The sequence below is a fragment of the Variovorax sp. TBS-050B genome, from assembly GCF_029893635.1.
In the GTDB taxonomy this organism is placed as follows: domain Bacteria; phylum Pseudomonadota; class Gammaproteobacteria; order Burkholderiales; family Burkholderiaceae_C; genus Variovorax.
In genome coordinates this window covers 2,725,310-2,742,859 of sequence record NZ_JARXYR010000002.1, presented here as the reverse complement: position 1 = coordinate 2,742,859, position 17,550 = coordinate 2,725,310, and the positions used below count along the sequence as shown (strand labels likewise).

Here is a 17,550-nt window from a genome sequence, read left to right as displayed (position 1 = left end):
AATAGTCTTCGCAGCGCTTCTCTATGCGCCAACCAAGCCAGCCCCCGGCATAGCCAACCAGCACCACTCACTGAACCGAAGATAACAATAGCACCGAAGGCAATCAGCGCAGGCGAGACACGTCGCTTCATATGTGGTCAGGCTCGCTGGCTGCCTAGATGAATGTCGGATGTTGGCGAACCACAACCGGGCGTCCAAGCACGCCGATCAGTGGGCCTGGGGATCAAAGTATGCCTCCCACGACAACGGCGAAGCTTGGCGCCCCTCGGCGTCTCGAAAAGCGGCCATTGCCTTCGCACGGGTCGCGCAGTTCATCTTTGCTACGCCAAGGTTGAAGTAGGTGTTCCGGTCGGTCGACCCGAGCTCAATCGCGCGCACCAGGACCGCGGCGGCCTTTTCGTATTTGCCCTGATCCGACAGCACGGCGCCCAAGCAGGTGAGCGCAAGAACATCGTCCGGCACCTCGCGAAGCGCCTTCGAGAGCATCGCTTCGGCGGAAGCCAGGTTCGCCTCCCACTCGTCAGGTTTCTTCCATGCCTCTTCGACAAGCGATCGACTGGCGGCGATGAGGTCCAGGTTCATGAGGTCTGAGGTTGTTGCGAACTCAATTCTGAACCGCGGTCGGTAGGTCCGGTCCTGGTCGGCGAGCTCAGGAAAAAACCAGCGTCAGAACCGCGAACATGACCAAGACGAATACGAAAGCCAGCCCGTCGAAAATCAGGACGCCACGGGCGACAAGGCCCGGCAAGGGCGCGGCGAACGCTCGCAGTCGGTCTGCGGACGGATGACCGCGGGCAAACATTGCGCGGCCGTCCGGATGCTTCAACAGCGTGGCCCCTACCCCGTATACCCGCGCCAGCCTCGGCAACAACAGCACCGTCTCCGGCCACACCGTCACGATCGCCAGCGCGCCGAGCATCACGACGAGGAAGGGAAAGGTCTCGCGCACCAGCACCATCAGCGGCACGCCGGCGATCTTGCTCATCATGAACAGCAGCAGCCCGTAGGGCGGCGTGACGAGGCCGATCATGATGTTGAGCACCGCCATCACGCCGAAGTGCACCGGGTCGATGCCGAGCGAGACCGCGGTCGGCAGCAGCACGGGCAGGATGATCAGGATGATGGTCGAGCCCTCGAGGAAGGCGCCCAGCACCAGCAGGATCAGGTTGACCAGCAGCAGGAAGACCATCGGCGACAGGCTGAGGCCCTTCATCGCGGTGCTGAGCGCGGCCGGAATGTTCTCCGAGGTGATGACGTAGTTGAACACCATCGCGCCGGCGATCAGCATGCCGATCGAGATGCTCATGCGCGCGCTGGAGAGCAGCGACTGGTACAGGTCCGACCAGCGCAGGCTGCGGTACAGCCCGACGGAAATCAGCAGCGCGTAGGCGGCGGCAATGCCGGCGGCCTCGGTGGGCGTGGTCACGCCGCTGTACAGGCAGCCGAGCAGGATGACGGGCAGCATGAGCGCGGGCAGGGCCTCGCGCGTGATGCGCGGCATGTCGCGCAGCGGCACGCTGAGCTCGAGCGGAAAGCGGCGGCGCCGCGCCAGCACGTAGATCAGCGCCATCTGCACCGCGCCGAGCAGCAGGCCCGGCAGCACGCCGCCGATGAACAGATAGCCGATCGAGGTGCCGGAGACCAGTGCATAGAGCACCAGCGGAATCGACGGCGGCAGGATCGGGCCGATCACCGACGAGACGGCGCTCAGCGCGGCGGCGAAGCCGGGCGTGTACTTGCCGTCCTTGGTCATCATGGCCTGCATCAGCTTGCCCGAGCCCGCGGCGTCGGCGAGCGCGGAGCCCGACATGCTCGCGAACACGATGCTCTGCAGCACGTTGACCTGTGCCAGGCCGCCCGGAAAGCGACCGACGATGGCATTGCAGAAGCGCAGCAGCCGGTCGAGGATGCTGCCCGAACTCATGATGGTGGCGGCCAGGATGAAGAGCGGAATCGCGAGCAGCAGGTAGCTCGAATAGGTGCCGTTCAGCAGCTGCTCCGCCGCAGCCCCCACGTCCATGCCCTTGAGGTACAGGTAGAGGACGGAGCCGCCGATCATGGCGTGGCCGACGGGCACGCCGAGAAGGCTGAGCGCGACGATGACGTACAGCGCCAGCGAGAGAGGACTGGTGAGATTCACAATGCGGACGACACAGCGGTGGGATCGGCGGTTTCCGGGGACGCGGGCCCGCGCACCAGCTGGCGCAGGCTGCGGGCGATCACGGCCACGACGAACACGATGTAGATCGCATACATCACGTCCATGCGAATGCCGAGGTAGGCGCTCTTCTCGACCTTCATGAAGCTCACGTAGGCATAGGAGGCGGGCAGCGACATGCCGAACAGCACGATCACGCCCAGCGCGCCCATGGCGCCCGCGACGCGCCGCACGCGGCGGCCGGCCATGTTGGCGACGAAGTCGATGCGGATCTCGTCCTCGTCCCGGAGCACGAAGGCCGCGCCCCAGAGCACCAGCCACAGCCAGGCCGCGACCGAAAGCTCCGAGGTCCAGCCGACCGGCCAGTTGAACAGGTAGCGCAGGGCGATCTGCGCGATGAAGGCGACGAAGATCACCGCAAGCAGGGCGGCGGCCACCGCCTCGGCGAAGCGGTGCAGCGATTTCAGGATGGGGCGGCCGGACATGGTCGCGGCCTTCACTTCATCGCGTTGATCTTGTCGAGCATGCCGGCCGGCCAGCTCTTCGCCTCGTCCGACGCCAGGTAGGCCTTCTGCGCATGCTCGCGGAAGGCGGCGATGTTGGGCACGTAGACCTCGAGCCCCTGCTTGCGGAAGCTGTCGGCCAGTTCGGCCTCGCGCTTCTGGTGCTCGGCGGCGCTCCATGCGATGGCCTTGTCCGCCGCGGCCTGGAAGCTGCGCTGCTTGGCCGCGCCCATGCCCTGCCAGGTCTTCATGTTGACGGCGAGCACGTCGAAGGCCACGAGGTGCGAGGTCAGCACGATCTGCGACAGCACCTCGTTGAACTTCATGTTCTGCACGTTGGGCAGCGGATTGTCCTGGCCGTCGATGGCGCCGGTCTGCAGGCCGGTGTAGGTCTCGGCGTAGGCCATGGGCGTGGGATTGGCGCCGATCGAGCGGCCGAGCATCTGCCAGGTCTCGCCGGGCGGCATGCGCAGCTTCACGCCGGACAGATCGGCGGGCACGTTGACGCGCTTCCTGGTCTTGAGACCGACGTGGCGCGTGCCGAAGAAGGTCGGCCCGAGGATCTTCACCTTGAGCTGGTCTTCCACCATCTTCTTCATCTGCGCGCCCAGGTCGCTCGCGAAGAACTGGTTCAGGTGGTTGGCGTCGCGGAACAGGTAGGCCGAGGTCAGCAGCGACCAGGCAGGCACCTGCTTGGCGATGTCCTGCGGGGCGATGTTGCCCATCTCGAGGTTGTCGCGCTGCAGCGCAACGAGCTCGGTGCCCTGGCGGAACAGCGTGGAGTTGAGGAACAGTTCGATCTTGAAGTCGGCTTCGACATCCTTGGCGAACTGCCGCATCATGTCCGCGCGGATGTCCTTGTCCGAGAACACCGCGGCAAAGCGCAGCGTGGGCGGGCTCTGGGCCCAGGCCGGCAGCGCGGCGGCGCCGGCGAGTGCGGCGCCGGTAGCCAGCAGGGCGCGGCGGTCGATGGAACGGGTCATGGTGAGTCTCCTGTCTTTGTCGTTTTGAAAAAAAGTGAGCCGAGGGCGCGCGTTCAGGCCGCTTGCGCGGGTGCGAGGCGCTCGGCGACGGCACGGATCGCGAGTTCGTAGCCGAAGGGCCCGAAGCCGCAGATCACGCCCGTCGCCGCGAGCGACACCAGCGAATTCTGATAGAGCGCGTCGCGCCGGTGGATGTTGGTCACGTGCACTTCGGCGATCGGCTGTGCCACCGTCTTGAGCGCGTCGAGCAGCGGGATGGAACGGAACGACAGCCCCGCCGGGTTGATGACGATGGCCGCGGCGCGCTCGCGGGCTTCCTGCACCCAGTCGACCATCACGCCTTCGTGGTTGGTCTGGCGGAAATCGCAGTCCAGCCCCAGGCCGTCGGTCGTGCGCCGGCACAGCGCCTCCACCTGCGCGAGCGTGGTGCTGCCGTACAGATGCGGCTCGCGCAGGCCGAGCAGGTTGAGGTTGGGGCCGTTGAGGATGTAGACGATGGAACTCATGACGCGCGATTCTTCGGCGCGCGCGGAAAGAACTTTCCAGACTGGAAACGTCTTTCATAATGCAACACATGAGCATTTCTCTCGACAGGGGCCTTTCGGTGCTGGAGCATCTGGCGCGTCATCCGCAGGGGCTGCCGCTGACGCTGCTCGCGGCCGAACTCGACATTCCGCCGAGCGCCTGCCACCGCTTGCTCGCCGAGCTGCAGCGCCGCGGCTACGTGCGGCAGCCGCGCAGCCAGGGCGACTACCTGCTGACCACCAAGGTGGTGTCGCTGGGCCTGGGCTTCCTGAGCGGCGCGGGCATCGTGAACGTGGCCGAGCCGCTGCTGGAGCGGCTCGCGCAGGCTTCGGGCGAGCTGGTGCGCCTGTCGATCGTGGACGAGGACCGGCTGACCTGGGTTGCGAAGTCGCAGGGCCTGCGCCAGGCCGGGCTGCGCTACGACCCGGACATGGGCATGGACGCGCGGCTGTCGTGCACCTCGTCGGGCCATGCGTGGCTGATGACGCTGAGCGACGAGCGCGCGCTCGAACTGGTCTCGCGCCAGGGCTTCGGCACGCCGGCCGAGTACGGGCCGAAGGCGCCCACCACCATCCGCGCCCTGCTCGGCTTCCTGCATGCGGCGCGGGTGCGCGGCTACGCGATGATCGACGAGGTCTTCGCGCCCGGCATGGCGGCCATGGCCGCGCCGGTGTTCCGCCGCAAAGAGGTGATCGGCGTCATCAGCATCGCGGGGCCGCGCACTCGGCTGACCAGCGCGCGCATGCACGATCTCGCGCCGGCGCTGCTGGCCGCGGCGGCCGAGCTCGGACCGATGAGCAATGCTTCGAGCCTGTTCGGCCGGCCGGCGCTCGGCAAGGGCTGAGCCGACGCGGCGGCGCTGCGCGCGTCTTGCAGGATCAGGCAAGAACACCGTTCGATCCGGATAACGTCTGCCGCCCCTTCGGCGCGAGACTTCTCTCCATGCCGGCGCAGCATCGCGCCGTGGTTCACACAGACCGGAGAGGAGTTTTCTCATGAGCGCAATCCAGGAAAAAGTCGTCCTCGTCACGGGCGCGAGCGGCGCGATCGGCGCGGCCACCGCACGCCTGCTCGCACGCCGCGGCGCCAAGGTGGTGCTCGGAGCGCGCCGCACCGAGCGGCTGGAGGCATTGGCCGATCTGATCAGGGCCGAAGGCGGCACGGCGAGCTGGCAGCGGCTCGACGTGACCTGGCGACCCGACGTGGAATCGTTCGCCGAGTTCGCGCTCGAGCAGCACGACCGCATCGACGTGCTCGTCAACGCCGCGGGCGCGATGCCGCTGTCGCCGCTGTGGACACGCAAGATCGACGAATGGGAGCTGATGATCGACGTCAACCTGCGCGGCGTGCTGCTCGGCATCGCGGCCGTGCTGCCGACGATGCAGGAACAGGGCTGGGGCCACATCGTCAACGTGGCGCCGGTGCCGGTGGACGGCGTGTCGCCGGCGTCGGCGGTGTATTGCGGCACGCAGTACGCGGTCGACGCGATCTCCGAAGGCCTGCGGCAGGAGCATGCCGGCCGCGTGCGCGTGACCGTGGTGCGGCCCGACGTGAGCGCGGAGAACAGCACGCTCGAGGACCGCATCGCGGCCTGCCAGGGCTTCGATCGCATGGTCACGCGCCGCCGCATCGCGGTGCCGGCCGAAGCGGTGGCGCGCTCGATCGCGGGCGCCATCGAGGGCGGCAGCATCGCCGCGCCGCGGCGCCCCGCGTGGCGGCCGAACGCGCGCACCGACCGCCCGGCGCGGCCGCTTCAATAGGTCTTGTAGGGCAGGAACTTGCCCGAGAGCACCACCTTCACGCGGTCGCCCTTCGGGTCGGCCTCGCGCTGGATGTCCATGCTGAAGTCGATCGCGCTCATGATGCCGTCGCCGAACTCCTCATGGATCAGTTCCTTGATGGTGGTGCCGTACACGCTCACCACCTCGTACCAGCGGTAGATCAGCGGATCGGTCGGCACCGCCGTGGGCAGCGAGCCCTTGCTGGGCACCACCTGGAGCCACTTCCGCTCCTCGGCCGTGAGGCCGAAGATCTCGCCGACGATGCCGGCCTGCTTTTCGTCGAGCGTCATCTGGCCCAGGCAGGCGGCGGTCGTCCATTCCTTCGAAAGGCCGACTTCGGCGGCCACGTCGGCCCACTGGATGCCCTTGGACACCTTGGCGGTGATGATCTTCTCGGTCACTTCGTTGCGGTTCATGCGCTTTGCTCCTGGTTGGAATGGCGCCGCAGTGAAGCAACAGCCGTGCCGGGGCAACCGTGCGGCTACGTCCGCTCCCAGCGGAACCGGCGTTCCGATTCGGCGATCGGCTGGTCGTTGATGCTCGCGTAGCGCTTCTGCATCAACCCGTTGTCGGCGAACTCCCAGTTCTCGTTGCCGTGGCTGCGGAACCACTGGCCCCTGTCGTCGTGCCATTCGTACTCGAAGCGCACCGCGATGCGGTTGTCCATGAAGGCCCAGAGCTGCTTCTTCAAGCGGTAGTCGTTCTCGCGCGCCCACTTGCGCGTGAGGAAGGCCACCACCTGCTCGCGGCCCGCGAGGAACTCGGCGCGGTTGCGCCATTCGGTGTCGGGCGTGTAGGCCAGGCTCACGCGCACCGGATCGCGCGTGTTCCAGGCGTCTTCGGCGGCCTGGACTTTCTTCAGGGCGGTTTCGAGCGTGAAGGGCGGCAGCGGCGGGCGGGATTCCATGGGAGCCTTTTCGTGAAGAGCGGTGATGCGGAGCGTGCAATGTGCCACATGTAGACAGACCTGTCTACCTGCCTACAATGCGCGTCATGGACATCTCCGCACTGCCCGCGCGCGAGCGCATCCTGCTGACCGCGCACGATCTCTTCTACGCCGACGGCATCCGCGCCACGGGCATCGACCGCGTGATCGCCGTGTCGGGCGTGACCAAGGTCACCTTCTACCGGCACTTCCCGTCGAAGGACGATCTGGTGCGCGCCTTTCTCGAGCACCGCCACGGGCGCTGGATGGCCTGGTTCGTCGATGCGCTCGGCCGCCTCGGCGCCGAGCGGCGCATCGCCGACGGGCAGGCGCTGCCCGTGCTGGCCGATGCGATGGCCGAATGGTTCACCGACCCGGCGTTCCGCGGCTGCGCATTCATCAACGCGGTGGCCGAGGTGGGCGCGAGCGTGCAGGGCGCCGCCGAGCTTTCGCGCGCGCACAAGCGCGAGATGGTCGAGGTGATCGCCGGCCTGCTGCCCGACGGCCCGCAGCGCATGGCGATCGCCCAGGCGGCCGCGCTGGCCGTCGACGGCGCCATCGTCAAGGCGCAGATGGGCGACGCGGCGCTGGCGCGCGAGGCGGTGGACGACCTGCGCCGGCTGCTGCAGGCGCTTGGCTAACATCGCAGCTCCTCCGACCCAGCTGCGCCATGGCTTCCACCCGCCTCCCATCGACCCAGGGGCTCCTCGCCTTCGAGGCCGTGGCGCGCCTGCGCAGCGTGAACCTCGCGGCGGAGGAACTCAGCGTCACGCCCAGTGCGGTGAGCCACCGCATCCGCCAGCTCGAATCGCAGCTCGCGCTCAAGTTCTTCGCCGGCAGCGACTTCAGCCTCAGCACCGACGGCATGGCCTACCTGGCGCGGGTGCGCGAGGCCATCGCGGCGCTGCAGCAGGTGCCGGGCCGCGCGCCCGCATCGCAGCTGCGGCGGCTGCGCGTGGCGGTCACGCCCACCTTCTCGCGCCAGATGCTGCTGCCCCGGCTCGCGCAGTTCCGCGATGCCTATCCGAACATCGAGCTGATGCTGCAGGTGACGATGCCGGTGCGCAACATGACGGCCGAGGAGGCCGACATCGAGCTGCGCTTCGGTGCCGGCCCCTTCCATGACCGCGAGTTCTGCCAGCTGCTCGCCGACGAGGTCTCGCCCGCCTGCAGTCCCGCCTACCTCGCGCGCCATGGCCCCTTCGACGGCTTCGCGAGCGAGGCCGAGATCGCGCGCGTGCAACTGCTGCGCACGCCGCTCGAATCGTGGCGCATCTGGTTCAAGGCCTTCGACATCGGTCTGCCCGAGCCGGCCGCCGGCCACCAGTTCAACGACCTGGGCCTCGCGCTCGATGCCGCGGCGGAAGACTTCGGCGTCGTGCTGATGCACCTGCGGCTCGGCCGTGCCTGGCTGGAGAACGGGCGGCTGGTGCGGCTTTCGGCGCGCAGCGTGCCCTCGCCCAATGCCTACTTCCTGTGCTGGCGGCCCGGCGCCATGGAGCGGTGGGAGTGCGCGACCTTCGTCGAATGGCTGCGGCAGGCGCTGCGCGACGACGGCGGCGGCGGCGGCAGCGGCAGCGGCAGCGGGGCTTGAATTCTTTTCAGGCGGGCCGCGGGTATTTTTCAGATCGGCCGCGATGCCGCGCGCCACACTCGGGCCGGCACCGCCTGCCGATAATGGCGCGCCAGCATCCGCCTTGCAGAACCACAGAGACCACCGAGGAGACCCGCCCGTGCCCGACCTTTCCAAGATCACCAACATCGAAGACCTGCGGGTGATCGCCAAGCGGCGCGTGCCGAAGATGTTCTACGACTACGCCGACTCCGGCGCATGGACCGAAGGCACCTACCGCGCCAACGAAAGCGACTTCCAGAAGATCAAGCTGCGCCAGCGCGTGGCCGTGAACATGGAGGGCCGCTCCACCCGCACCACCATGGTCGGGCAGGAGGTGGCGATGCCGGTCGCGATCGCGCCCACCGGCCTCACCGGCATGCAGCATGCCGACGGCGAGATCCTTGGCGCGCGCGCGGCCAAGGCCTTCGGCATCCCGTTCACGCTCTCGACCATGAGCATCTGCTCGCTCGAGGACATCGCCGAGCACACCGGCCGGCATCCGTTCTGGTTCCAGCTCTACGTGATGAAGGACCGCGACTTCATCGAGCGCCTGATCGAGCGCGCCCGCGCGGCCAACGTCTCGGCGCTGCAGCTCACGCTCGACCTGCAGATCCTCGGCCAGCGCCACAAGGACATCAAGAACGGCCTGACCGCGCCGCCCAAGCCCACCCTGAAGAACCTGATCAACCTCGCGACCAAGCCGCACTGGTGCATGGGCATGCTCGGCACCAGGCGCCGCACCTTCGGCAACATCGCCGGACATGCCAAGGGCGTGAAGGACCTGTCGTCGCTCTCGTCGTGGACCGCCGAGCAGTTCGATCCCGCGCTGAGCTGGGCCGACGTCGAGTGGATCAAGAAGCGCTGGGGCGGCAAGCTGATCCTCAAGGGCATCATGGACGTGGAGGACGCCCGCCTCGCGGCCGCGAGCGGCGCCGATGCGCTCATCGTCTCGAACCACGGCGGCCGCCAGCTCGACGGTGCGCCCTCCTCCATCGCGGCGCTGCCCGCGATCGTCGATGCCGTCGGCCGCGAGATCGAGGTCTGGATGGACGGCGGCATCCGCAGCGGCCAGGACGTGCTCAAGGCCCGCGCCCTCGGCGCCCGCGGCACGCTGATCGGCCGCAGCTTCCTCTATGCGCTGGGTGCCTACGGCGAGGCCGGCGTGACGCGCGCGCTGCAGATCATCCACAAGGAGCTCGACATCACGATGGCCTTCTGCGGCCGGACCGACATCGAGACGGTGGACTCGCGCATCCTGCTGCCGGGCACCTTCTAAGCCCCCTCGGGCCGCAGGCTTGCGGCGCCGGCTGACAGCACGCCGGGGCGCACTTTCATGACAATGTTGCTTCCAACAACATCGCCCCCAGGGGCGGCAGAAACAGGCAACCATCATGAGCGCAGCCACGCCCGGCGGCCGGGGCCCTTCGGCCTCCACGGCATCCCCCCTCTCGCCATCCCACTACAGCGCTGAAGAAAAGCGCCACCGCGTCTTCTCGATCATGGCGGCCTCGTCGGGCAACCTCGTCGAGTGGTTCGACTTCTACGTCTACGCCTTCTCGGCGCTGTACTTCGCGTCCTCCTTCTTCCCGAAGTCGGACCCCACGGTCCAACTGCTGAACACCGCGGGCGTGTTCGCGGCCGGCTTCCTGATGCGGCCGATCGGCGGCTGGCTGTTCGGCCGCATCGCCGACAAGGTCGGGCGCAAGACCTCGATGCTGATCTCGGTCACGATGATGTGCGGCGGCTCGCTGGTCATCGCCTTCCTGCCGACCTATGCGCAGATCGGTGCCTGGGCGCCCTTCCTGCTGCTCGTGTGCCGGCTGTTCCAGGGCCTGTCGGTGGGCGGCGAATACGGCACCACCGCCACCTACATGAGCGAGGTCGCGCTGCGCGGGCAGCGCGGCTTCTATTCGTCGTTCCAGTACGTCACGCTGATCGGCGGGCAACTGCTCGCGGTGCTCGTGATCGTGGTCCTCGAACAGCTGCTGACCGAGGCCGAGCTGAAGGCCTGGGGCTGGCGCATTCCGTTCGTCATCGGCGCCGTCGCGGCCGTGGTCGCGCTGCTGCTGCGCCGCACGCTGCACGAGACGCAGAGCGCCGAAGCCAAGGCCAACAAGGAGGCCGGCACCATCGGCGGCCTGTTCAGGCACCACCTGCCGGCCTTCCTCACGGTGCTGGGCTACACGGCCGGCGGCTCGCTGATCTTCTACACCTTCACCACCTACATGCAGAAGTACCTGGTGAACACGGTGCACCTGCCGATCAAGACCGCGAGCTACGTGATGACCGGCGCGCTGTTCGTCTACATGTGCATGCAGCCCGTGTTCGGCGCCCTGTCCGACCGCATCGGCCGGCGCAGCAACATGCTGCTGTTCGGCGGCCTCGGCGCGCTCGCGACCGTGCCGATCCTCACGGCCCTGCAGCACACCACCAGCCCGATCGTCGCCTTCGTGCTGATCATCGTCGCGCTCGCGATCGTGAGCTTCTACACCTCGATCAGCGGCATCGTGAAGGCCGAGATGTTCCCGCCCGAAGTGCGCGCGCTCGGCGTGGGCCTGGCCTACGCAGTGGCCAACGCGATCTTCGGCGGCTCGGCCGAATACGTGGCGCTGGGGCTCAAGGCCCTGGGCCACGAGTCGGCCTTCTTCTGGTACGTGAGCGCGATGATGGTCGTGGCCTTCCTCGTGAGCCTCCGGCTGCCGCGGCAGGCGAGCTATCTGCATCACGACCATTGAGCGCCGCGACGCGCTGCCGTCGCCGCTGCGCCCCGCAAAGAGCGAAATCCCGCACGAAAATGCGCGGTCCGCGCGCTTTGGCTTTGTGTTGCTGAGCCGCGTCTTCCTATGATGTGCCGGGCCGTGGCCCGATCACTCAGGGAGAAACACAATGAGCAAGCAGGAAAAGGAAACCCAGGCTTCGGTGGCGCGCGCACAGCACTCGGAGCCCACCATCACGCTCTACGGCAGGATCGCCGCAGGTCGACTGGGCTACGTCAGTTGGCCGGATCCGCCCGATCTGCACTATTCGATCGTCATCGATGACGCTTACGACGGAATCACGGTGCTCGATGGCCAACCCACAGCACTCGAAGCTGGGATTCGGAATATGGCCCTGATCAGGGCCAACACGTACAAGGATGCATTGCCTCACGCGCCCGTGATTCGCGTTCGGCTGCATCCGCCGGAAGGGATGAGCGCGCAAGACTTCGCGCGCAAGCTGGTGGTGAACTCTCAGAAGTTCGTGAGCTACGTCGCACCCTACTCGGCACCGCGGAACCTCCGAGGTTCTCGGATGCGCCCCGGCGAGTACAACAGCAGCTCCTACGTCGCAGGGCTTCTCCAGAGTGTGATGGGCTACGTGCCGACAGTCTCCGCCGCCGGTTTTCAGGCGCCGGGTTGGGAATCGCCGATTCCGGCCCACTATTTCAAAGGCGAGGCGCTTCGATGACCGCCGCCCGCCGGCTGCTCCTGCACATGCTGGCATGGGCGGCGGCGATACCGCTTCTCAGTCTTTCGCTGAGCCTGCTCGAGCAACACCACGTGCTGGACGTCTCCGGCTCCGCGGCGGCGATCATGGGCGTCGCTTTGCTGCTGTGGGCGGGGTTGATCTACTGGCGCGCCATGCCGCCAGCCCATTCCATCGCAGCAAGGCTGACCGGCGCGGCAACCTATCTGGCGGCCATGGCCGTTCTTGGTGTGGGCGCGGTGTGGATCACGTTTTGGGCCACGGTGCTGATCTTCGGCGTCTAGAAGCACCGATCGGCGCGCAGCGAACGAGCGGCGCCCGATCAGTCCGCGTACACCCCCGCCGCCTTGATGATCGGACTCCACTTCGCGATCTCGGCCGCCACGAACTTGCGGTGGCCTTCGGGCTCGATGCGGCCATCGGTCGCGACCACGGCGCCCAGGCCTTCCTCGCGCTTGATGAAGTCGGCGTCCTTGAGCGCGACCTTGAGCGCCTCGTTGAGCTTCCTGAGCACCGGCGCGGGCGTTCCCTTGGGCGCGTAGAGGCCGTGCCAGATCGTGACCTGGAAGTTCTTCAGGCCCGCCTCGTCGAGCGTGGGCAGGTCTTTCAGGAGCGGCATGGTCAGGCGCCTGGGCGTGGTGACCGCATAGGCCTTGACCTTCTTCGCCTCGATCTGCGGCGAGGTGTTGGTGGTCTGGTCGCACAGCAGGTCGATCTGGCCGCCGATCAGGTCGGTGATGGCGGGTGCGGTGCCCTTGTACGGCACGGGCGTCATCTCGGTCTTCATCGCGCTCTGGTAGAGCAGCCCGCACAGGTGCGAGGCCGAGCCCACGCCGGCGTTGCCGATGTTGATCTTCCCCTTGTTCGCGCCGACCCATGCGGCCAGCTCGGCGTAGTTGCCGGCCGGCAGGCTGGGCTTGGCGATCAGGGTCATCGGCACGTCGTTGACGATGCCGAGGTACTCGAAGTCGGTCTCGACCTTGAACGGCACGTTGCGCACCAGCGTGGGCACGGTCGCCATCGCGATGTGGTTGAGCAGCAGCGTGTAGCCGTCGGGCGCGGCGCGCGCGACCTTGGCAGCGCCGATCGAGCTGCCGGCGCCGGGCACGTTGTCGATGATGACGCTCGCGCCGCCGAGCGGCTTGCGCAGCGCCTCGGCGAGGTCGCGCGCGACGCGGTCGGTGGGACCGCCGGCCGCGAAGGGCACGACGATGGTGACGGGCTTGCCCGCCGGGAAGTCCTGCTGCGCCTGCGCGGGGGTCACGCAGGCGGCGGCCACCGCGGCAAGGGCGAAGGCAAGGGCGAAACGCTGGGTCATGGGATCTCCGGTTCTTTCAAAAAAGAAAAATGTCAGGGCGCGCGCGAGGGCACGCGGCTCTCGAGCGCCGGCGGCTGCCAGCCGGGCTCGATGTGGCAGGCGTTCTTGCCGTCGCTGTCGTAGCGCGGCCGCAGGGCGGCGCAGCGCGCGGCGATGCGCTCGGGCGTGGGCTTCTCGCCCTTGTCGATCCAGTCGAGCAGCGCATCGAAGAGCGCGGGGTATTCCGGATCGCTCAGGTAGCTGTGTTCGCGCTCGGCGCTGAAGCTCTGCACCAGCAGGTCGCCGGTGCCCGCGGCGTCGCGGATGCGGCGGTAGGCGCCTTCGAGCTCGACGAAGGCGGTGGGGTCGTCGATCGCATGCAGGCTCAGGGTCGGCAGCGCGGTGCGGCCCGTGGGCTGGCTGTCGGCCGCGAGCGCGCCCTTGGCCTGCGGGTCGGCCGCGTACCGCGCCACGCCGGCATTGAGCGCGGCCACCTCGGCCGGCGCGGCGGCATAGACGACGCCGATGTTGCCGAAGGGATTGCGCCCGCCGAGCCGCGTCTGCACTAGGTCCTGGAACAGCCACGTGGCCCAGTTGAGGTGGCCGAGCAGCGAGCGCTCGGGAATCTTCACGGCCGTGAGGATGGTCTTGAGCCGCGCGGCCTGTTCGGGCGAGCGCTGCGCGGCCGGCAGGCCCACGCCGGTGCATTCGCGCACGCGCTCGGCGAGTTCCTTGCGCGTGAGCGTCGAATCCATCGGCAGCCCCTGCCACAGCGGGTACTGCGGCTCGTCGGGCCGCGGATGGTTGCGGCAGACGTACTGGTAGACCACGCGCAGGTCGAGCCGGAAGTCGTAGGCCGCGTTCCCGCCGCCGAGCACGCCGCTGGTGAGCAGCAGGCCGTCGTAGGGCCCCTTGGCGCCGCCCGCGGGCGCATAGAGCTCGGCGGCCTTGGCGGCCACGCCCGCGCCGTAGCTCTGGCCATGCAGCAGCGTGCGGCGCGGCTCGCCGAAATGGCGCACGACGATGCGGCGCAGCCGCTCGGTGTCCTCGGCCGCCATGGTCACGCCGTAGCCGCCGCGCCGGTAGGTGGAGCCGGCCCAGGCATGGCCGGCCTTGACCGTGATGGCCCAGCGCTTGAGGTCCTCCTCGCTGCGCGCGAGCTTGGGCGGGCCGGTCTCGGGGCCGCCGTGCGCATGCATCACGAGCACGTTGCGGTTCCAGTCCTTCGGGATCGCGATCCAGTAGAAGGCGCCCGCGCCGTCTGCGCCGGTGTAGCAGCGCGCCGTGTCGGGCACGGGCTGCGGGCAGGCCGTGGGCCGCGGTGCGGTGGGGCCCGGCGCGGCCTGCGCGGCGGCGGCGCCTCCCAGCAGTGCGAGCGCCAGGGCCAGCCGCGCGGATCGGGAAAGAAGAGGATGGGAGGTCAATGCCGTGCTCCGAGTTCGAGCGCCGCGCTCGCGCCGCTGCCGGTCACGAAGCCGAGGACGCCGCTGTTGAAGATGAAATGCCCGGGCCGGCCCGCATCGGCCTGCGCCACGCCCGGCACCGGGCTGTCGTAGCTCAGCGCCGCGCCCGCGCCGCGCAGGTTCAGGCTGCTGCCGGCCACCGTCGCCTCGCCCGCCTGCCCCGCCACGTTCGCGACCGCATAGCTGCCGTCGGCCGCGCCCGCAGCCAGGCTCTGCTGCGTGGCGTAGAGGCGCAGGCCGAAGCTCGTGGCCGATTCGCGCACCAGGTGCAGCGGCAGCGCGGCGCCGTTGACGAGCCCGATCACCATCGAGCCCGTGAGCGTGCCGCCGGTGGTGGTGGCGCCGCCGCCCGGCGCGGTGGTGCGCAGGTCGAAGGCCTTGCGCGTGCCGTTGTAGCTGATGTAGCCCTTCTCGGTGTCGGTGCAGGTCGCGTCGTAGAGCATGAAGCTGCCCGCATTGCGGCAGTACTGGAAGGTGCCCGCATTGCGCAGCCGCACCGCGCCGGCATAGGGCGCTGCGCTGCCGCTGCCCTGCTGCACGCCCACGGCGTTGAAGACGTTCGCGACCGGGTTGAAGACCGTGGGCGAGGCCGTGTTCTCGAAGGTGTCGCGGAACGCGAGGAGCGCCGCGAAGCCGCCGCCCGCGGGCGCGTTCACGCCGCCCAGCAGCACGCCGCCGGCCGCGAAGGTGAACACCGCGCCGCTCTCGGCACTGGCGTAGCTGCACTGCCCCTGCGAGACCAGCGTGCCGCTGCGCGTGGTGCCCGCCGCCCGCTGCAGGCTCGCGTCGACGGTGACGGTGTAGGCCATGGTGGCCGGATCGATCGCCACGCTGACTTCCTCGCCGAAGCTGTTGCCGCCCTTGTAGCCGGTGGCGGCCGCGGGCAGGTTCGGGCAGGCCAGCGGATCGCCGACCTCGGTCACGCAGCTGTAGTTGACGGCCGCGTCGAGGCTGCCGCTGCCGCGGTACCTGGGCCAGGCCGGAAAGCGGCACAGCGGGCGCGTGCGGCCATAGGTGCCGGCCACCGCGTCGACCGCGATGCCGGTGGCGGGCGCGAGGCCGCGCTCGGCCCAGTCCTCCAGCGCGGCGAGCGAATCCCAGTTCGGGATGAACACGCCCGTGCCGTGGCCCATGCCGGGCACCGTGTAGAAGCGCACGCTCGCATCCACCGCGGGCTGGCCGAGCGTGGCCACGAGCCGCTGGTAGTAGTCGATGGTGGAGTTGGGGCTGATCACCTCGTCGGCCAGGCCGTGCAGCATGATGATCTTGCCGCCGTGCGCGAAGAAGGGCGCGAGCTTCGGGTCGGTGGCGTCGGTGAGCCTGGAGACCTCGGTCACGCGCGCGGTGTAGAGGCCCGGGTCGAGCGGATCGAAGCCCAGCGTGTCGAAGCCGTCGACGCGCGTGACGAAGTACTTCACCCACTGGTCGCCCGTGACGTACATGTTGGCGTCGGCCGAGGTGGCCGGGTTGCCCGGCACCTTGCGCGTGCCGAGGTCGCGCGTGGTGTAGGGCCCGGCCACGAGCGCGCCTTCGAGGATGTTGTAGCCGCCCGCGCGTTTCACGCCGTTGGCGAGTGCATAGCCGGTGAATTCGAGCGGCGATTCGATGGTGCGCACGGTCGCGAGCTGCGCATCCGACAGGCAGGTATCGCCGTTGTCGGTGCCGCCGCTGCAGCGCAGCGAGGCGAGGATCTGCGTGTTGAGCAGGCGGCAGCTCTCCACGTTGCTCACGATGTTGTCGGCCGCGCCGTCGAGCTTGTCGCAGGCCTGCATCGCGGCCTTCTGCACCAGCAGCGTCTTGGCCACGTTGAGCCAGCCCGCGCCACCGTTGGCGTAGAGCGCGCGGCCCACCGCCACGTTCGACAGCCGGGTCCCGGTGTAGTTGAGCGCGGGCTCGTTGGCGACGATGCCGTCGTAGTCCTCGGGCCAGCGCTGGACATAGCCGAGCGCATCGCGTCCGCCGGTGGAGGTGCCGAGGAAGTAGGCCTTCTTCGGCTTCTCGCCGTAGTGCGCGAGCACCAGCGCCTGCGCCACGTCGCGCGTCTTCTTGAGCGCGAGGCCGCCGTAGTTGGCGAGCTGCTCGTCGTTGGCGGCGAAGCGCCCGTCGGTGATGCTGCTCGCCTGGTGGCCCGAGTCGTCGCCGTAGGTGGCGTAGCCGAGCGCGAGCGGCGCCGGCTTGCCGGCGGGGCCGAAGCGCAGGGTCTCGGTGCCGTCGATCAGCACGCCGTCGAAGCCGCCGCCGCCGAAGTGGATCGTCTTTCGGTTCCACTGCACGGGCAGGTTGAGCGCGAAGTGGATGCGCTGCGAGCTCGGGTCGACGGGCTCGATCGTGCCGCGCACGCGGCAGTAGGCGCCGAGCGTGTTGCCCGCCTCGCCGGCCGCCACGGGCGTGGCGCTGGTCACGGTGGCGCCCTGCGTCGGCAGGCCGATGAGCGAGGCCGGCAGGCTCCGGCCGGCGAGCTCCGCGCACGCGAGCACCGGCACCACGGGCGGCGCGGGCGGGTTGTCGGGCGGATCGTCCTGCGACGGGTTGCCGTTGCCGCTCACCGGCGGGACGGTGGGCAGGAAGAAGCCGCCGCCCCCTCCTCCGCCGCCACCGCCGCCACAGGCGGCCAGCAGCAGCGACATACCGAATGCCATGCCGAACCGGCGGCAGGCGCGAATCGTCGTCATCTTCGACGCGGGGAAGCGCGGTGGGCGCATGGATCTTGTCTCCGGCATGCGGCCTCGCGGGACCGCTTGTTGAACAGGCGGGCGGACGATAGTTTTGGCGTGACTTCGGGTCAAATAAAATAACAGGGCCTGTTCGATATAAAAAAGATATGCGAGACAAACC

Annotated in this window: 18 protein-coding genes; 8 read left to right on the top strand and 10 right to left on the bottom strand. The window is 68.7% G+C overall.

Annotated elements, in window-relative coordinates; all coding sequences use genetic code 11:
• Positions 1 to 207: 207 nt before the first annotated feature.
• The 5 genes from M2165_RS15755 to M2165_RS15735 form a co-directional block, all read right to left on the bottom strand.
• Complete coding sequence (locus M2165_RS15755) at positions 208 to 582, bottom strand: tetratricopeptide repeat protein (RefSeq protein WP_280815544.1); 375 nt, start codon at positions 580 to 582, stop codon at positions 208 to 210.
• A gap of 67 nt (positions 583 to 649) precedes the next feature.
• Positions 650 to 2,140: a TRAP transporter large permease gene (locus tag M2165_RS15750; RefSeq protein WP_280815543.1), complete on the bottom strand. Its 1,491-nt coding sequence runs from the start codon at positions 2,138 to 2,140 to the stop codon at positions 650 to 652.
• Positions 2,137 to 2,643 (bottom strand): TRAP transporter small permease subunit, encoded by a 507-nt coding sequence (locus tag M2165_RS15745; RefSeq protein WP_280815542.1) that lies wholly within the window; start codon positions 2,641 to 2,643, stop codon positions 2,137 to 2,139. Before M2165_RS15745 ends, M2165_RS15750 begins: the two co-directional genes overlap by 4 nt.
• Before the next feature lie 11 nt (positions 2,644 to 2,654).
• Complete coding sequence (gene dctP / locus M2165_RS15740; protein ID WP_280815541.1) at positions 2,655 to 3,644, bottom strand: TRAP transporter substrate-binding protein DctP; 990 nt, start codon at positions 3,642 to 3,644, stop codon at positions 2,655 to 2,657.
• A 53-nt stretch (positions 3,645 to 3,697) separates the two neighbouring features.
• Positions 3,698 to 4,150 (bottom strand): type II 3-dehydroquinate dehydratase, encoded by a 453-nt coding sequence (locus tag M2165_RS15735; protein ID WP_280815540.1) that lies wholly within the window; start codon positions 4,148 to 4,150, stop codon positions 3,698 to 3,700.
• Between the two features lie 68 nt (positions 4,151 to 4,218).
• Between M2165_RS15735 and M2165_RS15730 the strand changes: the two genes are divergently transcribed.
• Complete coding sequence (locus tag M2165_RS15730) at positions 4,219 to 5,013, top strand: IclR family transcriptional regulator (RefSeq protein WP_280815539.1); 795 nt, start codon at positions 4,219 to 4,221, stop codon at positions 5,011 to 5,013.
• A 151-nt stretch (positions 5,014 to 5,164) separates the two neighbouring features.
• Positions 5,165 to 5,929, top strand: coding sequence for an SDR family oxidoreductase (locus tag M2165_RS15725; RefSeq protein WP_280815538.1), 765 nt, complete (start codon positions 5,165 to 5,167; stop codon positions 5,927 to 5,929).
• Here M2165_RS15725 and cynS read toward each other — a convergent pair.
• The gene (gene cynS / locus M2165_RS15720) at positions 5,923 to 6,366 is read right to left on the bottom strand and encodes a cyanase (RefSeq protein ID WP_280815537.1); all 444 of its coding nucleotides are present in this window, start codon (positions 6,364 to 6,366) and stop codon (positions 5,923 to 5,925) included. The two genes, M2165_RS15725 and cynS, sit on opposite strands and share 7 nt — an antisense overlap.
• Before the next feature lie 65 nt (positions 6,367 to 6,431).
• Entirely contained in the window at positions 6,432 to 6,857 is a 426-nt protein-coding gene (locus M2165_RS15715) for a nuclear transport factor 2 family protein (RefSeq protein ID WP_280815536.1), read from the bottom strand.
• An 86-nt stretch (positions 6,858 to 6,943) separates the two neighbouring features.
• On the opposite strand from M2165_RS15715, the gene M2165_RS15710 reads away from it, so the two are divergent.
• From M2165_RS15710 to M2165_RS15685, 6 genes are all read left to right on the top strand, one after another.
• The gene (locus M2165_RS15710) at positions 6,944 to 7,516 is read left to right on the top strand and encodes a TetR/AcrR family transcriptional regulator (RefSeq protein ID WP_280815535.1); all 573 of its coding nucleotides are present in this window, start codon (positions 6,944 to 6,946) and stop codon (positions 7,514 to 7,516) included.
• A gap of 29 nt (positions 7,517 to 7,545) precedes the next feature.
• The gene (locus M2165_RS15705) at positions 7,546 to 8,469 is read left to right on the top strand and encodes a LysR substrate-binding domain-containing protein (protein ID WP_280815534.1); all 924 of its coding nucleotides are present in this window, start codon (positions 7,546 to 7,548) and stop codon (positions 8,467 to 8,469) included.
• A 139-nt stretch (positions 8,470 to 8,608) separates the two neighbouring features.
• Positions 8,609 to 9,766, top strand: coding sequence for an alpha-hydroxy acid oxidase (locus tag M2165_RS15700; protein ID WP_280815533.1), 1,158 nt, complete (start codon positions 8,609 to 8,611; stop codon positions 9,764 to 9,766).
• Positions 9,767 to 9,881: 115 nt separating this feature from the next.
• Complete coding sequence (locus tag M2165_RS15695) at positions 9,882 to 11,225, top strand: MFS family transporter (RefSeq protein ID WP_280815532.1); 1,344 nt, start codon at positions 9,882 to 9,884, stop codon at positions 11,223 to 11,225.
• A 151-nt stretch (positions 11,226 to 11,376) separates the two neighbouring features.
• Positions 11,377 to 11,937, top strand: a complete 561-nt coding sequence (locus M2165_RS15690) for a hypothetical protein (protein WP_280815531.1) — start codon at positions 11,377 to 11,379, stop codon at positions 11,935 to 11,937.
• Positions 11,934 to 12,239, top strand: a complete 306-nt coding sequence (locus M2165_RS15685; RefSeq protein ID WP_280815530.1) for a hypothetical protein — start codon at positions 11,934 to 11,936, stop codon at positions 12,237 to 12,239. Before M2165_RS15690 ends, M2165_RS15685 begins: the two co-directional genes overlap by 4 nt.
• Before the next feature lie 38 nt (positions 12,240 to 12,277).
• Here M2165_RS15685 and M2165_RS15680 read toward each other — a convergent pair whose 3' ends face one another.
• Genes M2165_RS15680 through M2165_RS15670 form a run of 3 tightly spaced genes read right to left on the bottom strand, consistent with a single transcriptional unit; the run spans position 12,278 to position 17,354 of the window.
• Positions 12,278 to 13,273, bottom strand: coding sequence for a tripartite tricarboxylate transporter substrate-binding protein (locus tag M2165_RS15680; protein WP_280815529.1), 996 nt, complete (start codon positions 13,271 to 13,273; stop codon positions 12,278 to 12,280).
• Between the two features lie 32 nt (positions 13,274 to 13,305).
• Positions 13,306 to 14,622 carry a hypothetical protein gene (locus M2165_RS15675; protein ID WP_280817550.1) on the bottom strand — a complete coding sequence of 439 codons (1,317 nt, stop codon included), beginning with the start codon at positions 14,620 to 14,622 and terminating at the stop codon, positions 13,306 to 13,308.
• A gap of 50 nt (positions 14,623 to 14,672) precedes the next feature.
• A complete protein-coding gene (locus tag M2165_RS15670) occupies positions 14,673 to 17,354 on the bottom strand; it encodes a tannase/feruloyl esterase family alpha/beta hydrolase (RefSeq protein WP_280815528.1) in 2,682 nt (893 codons plus the stop codon).
• Between the last annotated feature and the right edge of the window lie 196 nt (positions 17,355 to 17,550).

Excerpts from the sequence above, each read along its gene's own strand:
- M2165_RS15755 (WP_280815544.1), bottom strand. The coding sequence starts at position 582 with ATGAACCTGGACCTCATCGCCGCCAGTCGATCGCTTGTCGAAGAGGCA.
- M2165_RS15745 (WP_280815542.1), bottom strand. The coding sequence starts at position 2,643 with ATGTCCGGCCGCCCCATCCTGAAATCGCTGCACCGCTTCGCCGAGGCG.
- dctP (WP_280815541.1), bottom strand. The coding sequence starts at position 3,644 with ATGACCCGTTCCATCGACCGCCGCGCCCTGCTGGCTACCGGCGCCGCA.
- M2165_RS15735 (WP_280815540.1), bottom strand. The coding sequence starts at position 4,150 with ATGAGTTCCATCGTCTACATCCTCAACGGCCCCAACCTCAACCTGCTC.
- M2165_RS15730 (WP_280815539.1), top strand. The coding sequence starts at position 4,219 with ATGAGCATTTCTCTCGACAGGGGCCTTTCGGTGCTGGAGCATCTGGCG.
- M2165_RS15725 (WP_280815538.1), top strand. The coding sequence starts at position 5,165 with ATGAGCGCAATCCAGGAAAAAGTCGTCCTCGTCACGGGCGCGAGCGGC.
- cynS (WP_280815537.1), bottom strand. The coding sequence starts at position 6,366 with ATGAACCGCAACGAAGTGACCGAGAAGATCATCACCGCCAAGGTGTCC.
- M2165_RS15715 (WP_280815536.1), bottom strand. The coding sequence starts at position 6,857 with ATGGAATCCCGCCCGCCGCTGCCGCCCTTCACGCTCGAAACCGCCCTG.
- M2165_RS15710 (WP_280815535.1), top strand. The coding sequence starts at position 6,944 with ATGGACATCTCCGCACTGCCCGCGCGCGAGCGCATCCTGCTGACCGCG.
- M2165_RS15705 (WP_280815534.1), top strand. The coding sequence starts at position 7,546 with ATGGCTTCCACCCGCCTCCCATCGACCCAGGGGCTCCTCGCCTTCGAG.
- M2165_RS15695 (WP_280815532.1), top strand. The coding sequence starts at position 9,882 with ATGAGCGCAGCCACGCCCGGCGGCCGGGGCCCTTCGGCCTCCACGGCA.
- M2165_RS15690 (WP_280815531.1), top strand. The coding sequence starts at position 11,377 with ATGAGCAAGCAGGAAAAGGAAACCCAGGCTTCGGTGGCGCGCGCACAG.
- M2165_RS15685 (WP_280815530.1), top strand. The coding sequence starts at position 11,934 with ATGACCGCCGCCCGCCGGCTGCTCCTGCACATGCTGGCATGGGCGGCG.
- M2165_RS15680 (WP_280815529.1), bottom strand. The coding sequence starts at position 13,273 with ATGACCCAGCGTTTCGCCCTTGCCTTCGCCCTTGCCGCGGTGGCCGCC.
- M2165_RS15670 (WP_280815528.1), bottom strand. The coding sequence starts at position 17,354 with ATGGCATTCGGTATGTCGCTGCTGCTGGCCGCCTGTGGCGGCGGTGGC.